The sequence below is a fragment of the uncultured Sphingomonas sp. genome (assembly GCF_937859915.1).
Lineage (GTDB): Bacteria > Pseudomonadota > Alphaproteobacteria > Sphingomonadales > Sphingomonadaceae > Solisphingomonas.
In genome coordinates this window covers 36,896-43,366 of the sequence record NZ_CALMAW010000051.1, presented here as the reverse complement: position 1 = coordinate 43,366, position 6,471 = coordinate 36,896, and the positions used below count along the sequence as shown (strand labels likewise).

Sequence of the window (6,471 nt, the reverse complement as noted above, 5' to 3'; positions counted from 1 at the left end):
ACGTCAATCTGCGCGATTTCGAAGGGCGCTCGGCGCTGCTGCTCGGCAAGGCCAAGGACAATAACGCGTCCTGCTCGCTCGGGCCGCTGATCCGTCTGTTCGACGACGGCTTCGGCATGGACGACGTCCGCACCGCACATATCGATCTGCTGATCGAGGGCGAGGACGGCTATCGCCTGACCGGATCGAGCTCGATGGACCAGATCAGCCGCGATCCCGAGGATCTCGTCCGCCAGACGCTGAGCGAGCATCATTATCCCGACGGTTTCGCGCTGTTCCTCGGCACGCTGTTCGCGCCGACCGAGGATCGCGACGAGCCGGGCCGCGGCTTCACACACAAGCTCGGCGATACGGTGACGATCTCGTCGCGCCGCCTCGGCCGACTGGTCAACCGCGTCACCACCTCCAAGGCGGCGCCGCCGTGGTCGACGGGCATCGGCGACCTGATGACCAACCTGGCGCAGCGGGGCCTGCTCGCGACGGCGCGTTGACCGCGCCCGCCCCCCCCTCCTCTATATCGAGATATCCATGCTGGACACTGAAGCCTCGCGCCCCACGACCCTCGGCACCGCTCGTGGTGCCTCCTATCCCAGCCTGCGCGACAAGCGCGTGCTGGTGACCGGCGGCGGAAGCGGCATCGGTGCGGCGTTGGTCGAGGCGTTCGTTGCGCAGGGCGCGAAGGTCGGCTTCGTGGACATCGCACAGGATGCGTCGCGCGCGCTGGTCGAGCAGCTCGCGGCCGACGCGGCGCACCGCCCGGTGTTCGAGCCGTGCGACCTCACCGACCTCGGCGATCTCGCGCGCGCCGTGACGACGCTCGAGACCGCGCTGGGCGGCGGCATCGAAATTCTGATCAACAACGCCGCGAACGACGATCGTCACCAGATCGGCGAGATTACGCCCGCCTATTGGGACAACCGGATCGCGGTCAATCTGCGCCATCTCTTCTTTGCAGCCCAGGCCGTGATCCCGGCGATGAAGACCGCCGGCGACGGCGTGATCCTCAATTTCGGGTCGATCAGCTGGCATCTCGCGCTGCCCGAGCTCGTCCTCTACCAGACCGCCAAGGCCGGGATCGAGGGCATGACCCGCGCGATGGCGCGCGATCTCGGCGCCGACGGCATCCGCGTCAACACGATCGTCCCAGGCAATGTCGAGACGCCGCGCCAGCTGCAATGGTACACGCCCGAGGGCGAGGCCGAGATCATCGGCGCGCAGTGTCTCAAGCAGCGCGTCCAGCCCGCGGATGTCGCCGCGCTGGCGCTGTTCCTGGCATCGGACGATGCACGGATGTGTACCGGCCACGATTATTTCGTGGACGCGGGCTGGCGCTGATCATGGCCGCCGCCCACCCCACCAGCATCTATGCCGTCGGCGCGACGCTCGGCGAGGGGCCGGTGTGGGTGGCGTCGGATGCGGCGGTCTGGTTCGTCGACATCAAGGAACGGCGGCTGCACTATTTCCGCCCGGACGACGGCCTCGCCCGCAGCTGGAACGCGCCCGCGCAACCTGGCTGGATCCTGCCCGTCGCGGGCGGCGGCATGCTGGTCGGGCTGCAGGACGGGCTGCACCGCTTCAATCCCGAGACGGGTGGCTTCAATCTCGTCCACGAGACCGAACCGCATCTGCCGGGCAACCGCCTCAACGATGCGGTCGTCGATGCCAAGGGGCACCTCTGGTTCGGATCGATGGACGACGACGAAGCCGCCGAGACCGGCCGGCTCTATCGCTTCGCGGACGGCCGCCTGCACGACAGCGGCGTCGCCCCGGTGGTGATCACCAACGGCCCCGCGCTCTCGCCCGACGGCGCGACGCTGTACCATACCGACACGCTGCGCGGGCTGATCTGGGCGATCGCGCGGCATGACGACGCGACGCTCGGCACGCCGCGGCTCTTCGCCGAGATCGAGCAGGGCGCCGGCTATCCCGACGGCCCGACCATCGATGCGGAGGGCTGCGTATGGACCGGCCTGTTCGGCGGCTGGGGCGTTCGCCGCTATGCACCCGATGGCCGATTGATCGCCACCGTGCCGTTTCCGGTTGCCAACGTCACCAAGATCGCCTTCGGTGGCGACGGCCTGACGACCGCCTACGCCACCACCGCGCGCAAGGGGCTCGATGACCGCGCGCTGCAGGACCAACCGCTGGCCGGTGACCTGTTCGCATTCGACGCAGGGGTGGCCGGTCTCGCCGGTCACCGGGTCGTGCTCGCCGGCTGACGAGCATGCCGCGCCACGGTAGAACGACATAAAGGGAGCAGGAGATGGATAGGGACAGCGCCGGACAGGCCAATATCGGCTTCATCGCCGCGATCGTCGCGGTGGCGACGATCGGCGGCTTCATGTTCGGCTATGACAGCGGGGTGATCAACGGCACGCAGCAGGGCCTCGAGCAGGCGTTCGGCCTGTCGAAGCTCGGCACCGGCTTCACCGTCGGCGCGATCCTGATCGGCTGCGCGATCGGCGCGTTCATCGCCGGCCGCCTCGCCGACCGTCTGGGTCGCCGGACGGTGATGATGATGGCCGCCCTGCTGTTCCTGGTCAGCGCGCTGGGTGCGGGCGCCGCCTCCTCCGCCACGCTGTTCATCCTCGCCCGTCTGCTCGGCGGGCTCGGCGTCGGTGCCGCGAGCGTGCTCTCGCCGGTCTATATCAGCGAGGTCACCCCGGCCTCGATCCGCGGTCGTCTGTCGAGCGTGCAGCAGATCATGATCATCACCGGGCTGACCGGTGCGTTCGTCGCCAATTACGTGCTCGCCAAGGCGGCGGGCACCTCGGTCGATCCGCTGTGGCTGGGCTATGCCGCGTGGCGCTGGATGTTCTGGATGCAGGTCATCCCGGCGGCGGTCTATTTCCTGGCGCTTCTCGTGATCCCGGAAAGCCCGCGCTTCCTCGCGGTCAAGGGTCGCGACGTCGAGGCGCGCGCGGTGCTCACCCGCCTGTTCGGCGAGGCCGAGGCGATCCGCAAGGTCGCCGAGATCCGCGGCAGCCTGGTCGCCGACCACAAGCCGCGCTTCTCCGATCTGCGCGATCCCGTCACCAACAAGGTGCGCACTATCGTCTGGGCCGGGATCGGCATCGCGATCTTCCAGCAGCTCGTCGGCATCAACATCGTCTTCTATTATGGCGCGGTGCTGTGGCAGTCGGTCGGCTTCAGCGAGGCGGACTCGCTCAAGATCAACATCCTGTCGGGCACGCTCTCGATTCTCTCCTGCCTGCTCACCGTGTTCACGGTCGACCGGATCGGGCGCAAGCCGCTGCTGCTGATCGGATCGGCGGGCATGGCGGTGGCCCTGACGGTCGTCGCGCTCTGCTTCGCGCGCGGCGCGCTGGTCAACGGATCGCTGCAGCTGCCGGGCCACACCGGCACGGTCGCGCTGATCGCGGCGAACGCCTATGTCATCTTCTTCAACGCGAGCTGGGGCCCGGTGATGTGGGTGATGCTCGGCGAGATGTTCCCCAACCAGATCCGCGGCTCGGGGCTTGCGGTGTCGGGCTTCGCGCAGTGGATCGCGAATTTCGGCATCTCGGTGAGCTTCCCCGCGATGGCGGCGGGGCTCGGGCTGCCGATCACCTACGGCTTCTACGCGCTGAGCGCCGCAGTCTCCTTCTTCTTCGTCCGCGCGATGGTCAGCGAGACGCGGGGTCGCGAGCTGGAGGACATGCTTGGCTGATCCCGTCGTGCGGATCGCGTCGGGCGCCTGGGAGGCCGATCTCCTCCCGGCGCTCGGCGGGGCCATCCTGTCGCTCCGCCTCGCCGGTCGCGACATCCTCCGGCCGTCGCCGGACAGCCCCGCCCGGGTGCTGGACACCGCCTGCTTCCCGCTGGTGCCCTATGCCAACCGCATCGCGCACGGTCGCTTCGCCTTCGAAGGCCGCGCCGTCGCGCTGCCGCGCAACTTCGGCGACCATCCGCACAGCCTTCACGGCGCGAGCTGGCAGGCGGCGTGGACGGTGGAGACGGCAACGCCGGACCGCGCGGTCCTCGTCCATGATCACGACGCAGACGCGGCATGGCCGTGGCGCTACCGGGCCGAACAGATTTTCCGGCTGGACGATGGCGGCCTGTCGGTGACGCTCGCGATCACCAACACCGATATATCGGCAATGCCCGCCGGGCTCGGCTTCCACCCCTATTTCCCGGCGGATGCGACCACCACGCTGCAGATGGCGACCGGCGGCGTGTGGCTGTCCGACGCCGAGCAGTTGCCGGTCCGGCTCGCGACCACCGAGACCGTCGAGAATTGGGCGACGGGCGCACCGGTGATGCGGTCCGCGCTCGTCGATCATTGCTTCGCGGGCTGGGACGGGGCGGCGACGCTGACCGCCGGGGCGCACCGCACGACGCTGTCGGCGGACGGCGCGCGCTTCGTCCATGTCCACATCCCGCCGCACGTCGGGTTCGTCGGGATCGAGCCCGTCTCGCACATGCCCGACGCGGTCAATCGCCCGCCGTCGCCCGACGACAGCGGGCTCGCGCGGCTCGCGCCCGGTGCGGCGATGCGGCTGACGATGCGAATCGCGGCGTGCTGATCGAACGCCGGCGACGCCGCGTCGATTAGGACGCAAGGCGCGCTGGATCCCCGCCGCCGTCATTGCGAGGCGCGTAGCAAGACGCAATCCAGGCCCGACGGCGCGTAGCTCTGGATCGCTTCGTGGCGCGCGCAATGACCGTTGCAGCGCGGGCGGCGCGCCCTAGTGGTTATGCCGCGGCGTGCGCTCGGAGATGCGGCGGTATTTGAGCGCCATTTCGAGCACCGCGCCCTCGTCCATCTGGCCGACCTTCTCGCGGTACAGCTCTTCCCACGGCGTGTAGCTCGGCGGGATCGCGGGTGCGCCCGCCGCCCGGCGCGCCGCGATCTCCGCCTCGGTGACCAGCGCGTCGCAGCGCCCCAGTTCGAGGTCGATCCGGATGATGTCGCCGGTGCGCAGCCACGACAGGCCGCCGCCCGCGGCGCTTTCGGGCGCCGCGTTGAGGATCGACGGGCTGTCCGACGTGCCAGACTGGCGGCCGTCGCCGAGCGTCGGCAGCGCCTGGATGCCGCGCTGGAGCAACGCGTCCGGCGGCTGCATGTTGACGACCTCGGCCGAGCCCGGCCAGCCGAGCGGCCCCGCGCCGCGCATCACCAGGATGCACCGCTCGTCAATGTCGAGCGCGGGATCGTTGATCCGATGATGATAGTCGTCGGATCCGTCGAACACGATCGCACGCGCCTCGAACACGCCTTCGGCGCCGGGCGCCATCAGATAGCGCTGGCGGAACTCGTCCGAGATCACGCTGGTCTTCATGATTGCGAAGTCGAACAGATTGCCGGTCAGTGCGAGGAAGCCGGCCTTCTCCTTCATCGGTTCGGCGAACGGCTTGATCATCTCGCGGTCGCGACTCAGGCGCCCGGCGACATTCTCGCCGATCGTACGACCGGTGACCGTCTTGCAGTCGGCATCGAGCAGACCGGCGTCGGCAAGCTCGGCCATCACCGCCGGCACGCCGCCCGCGCGGTGAAACCGCTCGCCGAGATAGGCGCCCGCGGGCTGCATGTTGACCAGCAGCGGCAGGTCGTAGCCGTGTCTTGTCCAGTCGCTGACCTCGATGTCGACGCCGGCGTGACGCGCCATCGCCATGATATGCGGCTGGGCGTTGCTCGAGCCGCCGATGACGGAGACGGTGCGGATCGCGTTGAGGAAGCTCTCGCGGGTCAGGATGTGCGACGGCCGCAGATCCTCATAGGCCATCTCGACGATGCGACGCCCCGTCTCATAGGCGATCTGCCCGCGCTCGCGATAAGGCGCCGGGATCGCCGCGCAGCCGGTCAGCGAGAGGCCGAGTGCCTCGGCGACCGCGTTCATCGTCGAGGCGGTGCCCATCGTGTTGCAATGGCCTGCCGATGGCGCGCTGTCGCAGGCCCGCTCGAGAAACTCCTCCTCATCGATCTCGCCCGCAGCGAGCTTGCGCCGCGACCGCCAGATCACCGTCCCCGACCCGACCAGCTCGCCATCGTGCCAGCCATCAAGCATCGGGCCGCCCGACAGCACGATCGCGGGAATGTCGACGGTCGAGGCGGCCATGATCCCGGCCGGCGTCGTCTTGTCGCAGCCGGTGGTGAGCACGACGGCGTCGATCGGATAACCGTAAAGGATCTCGACGAGCCCGAGATAGGCGAGGTTGCGATCGAGCGCGGCGGTCGGGCGCCGGCAATTCTCGAAGATCGGGTGGGTCGGGAATTCCATGCAGATGCCGCCGGCATCGCGGATCCCGTCACGCGTGCGCTTGGCGAGTTCGAGATGGATGCGGTTGCACGGCGACAGATCGCTTCCCGACTGCGCAATCGCGATGATCGGCCGGCCCGAGCGCAGCTCGGCGGGCGTGATGCCGTAGTTCATGAAGCGCTCGAGATAGAGCGCGGTCATATCGGAGCGGGCCGGATCGGCGAACCAGTCGCGCGATCGGAACGGCTTCACCGGTACACGGTCCACT

Annotated in this window: 5 protein-coding genes and 1 pseudogene; 5 read left to right on the top strand and 1 reads right to left on the bottom strand. The window is 68.9% G+C overall.

What is annotated here, in order from left to right:
* The 5 genes and pseudogenes from Q0326_RS07010 to Q0326_RS06990 form a co-directional block, all read left to right on the top strand.
* Positions 1–491 (top strand): annotated as a pseudogene (locus tag Q0326_RS07010) (fumarylacetoacetate hydrolase); the annotation flags it as partial.
* A 37-nt stretch (positions 492–528) separates the two neighbouring features.
* On the top strand, positions 529–1,335 hold the full coding sequence (locus tag Q0326_RS07005; protein WP_298688557.1) for an SDR family oxidoreductase: 807 nt from the start codon (positions 529–531) through the stop codon (positions 1,333–1,335).
* 2 nt (positions 1,336–1,337) lie between these two features.
* Positions 1,338–2,219, top strand: coding sequence for an SMP-30/gluconolactonase/LRE family protein (locus Q0326_RS07000; protein WP_298688555.1), 882 nt, complete (start codon positions 1,338–1,340; stop codon positions 2,217–2,219).
* Between the two features lie 44 nt (positions 2,220–2,263).
* Positions 2,264–3,670 (top strand): sugar porter family MFS transporter, encoded by a 1,407-nt coding sequence (locus tag Q0326_RS06995; protein ID WP_298688553.1) that lies wholly within the window; start codon positions 2,264–2,266, stop codon positions 3,668–3,670.
* Positions 3,663–4,529 (top strand): aldose 1-epimerase, encoded by an 867-nt coding sequence (locus Q0326_RS06990; protein ID WP_298688551.1) that lies wholly within the window; start codon positions 3,663–3,665, stop codon positions 4,527–4,529. The genes Q0326_RS06995 and Q0326_RS06990 overlap by 8 nt, the downstream gene beginning before the upstream one ends.
* Before the next feature lie 162 nt (positions 4,530–4,691).
* Here the strand turns inward: Q0326_RS06990 and Q0326_RS06985 are convergent, their stop codons facing one another.
* On the bottom strand, positions 4,692–6,470 hold the full coding sequence (locus tag Q0326_RS06985; RefSeq protein ID WP_298688549.1) for an IlvD/Edd family dehydratase: 1,779 nt from the start codon (positions 6,468–6,470) through the stop codon (positions 4,692–4,694).
* Position 6,471 lies beyond the last annotated feature (1 nt).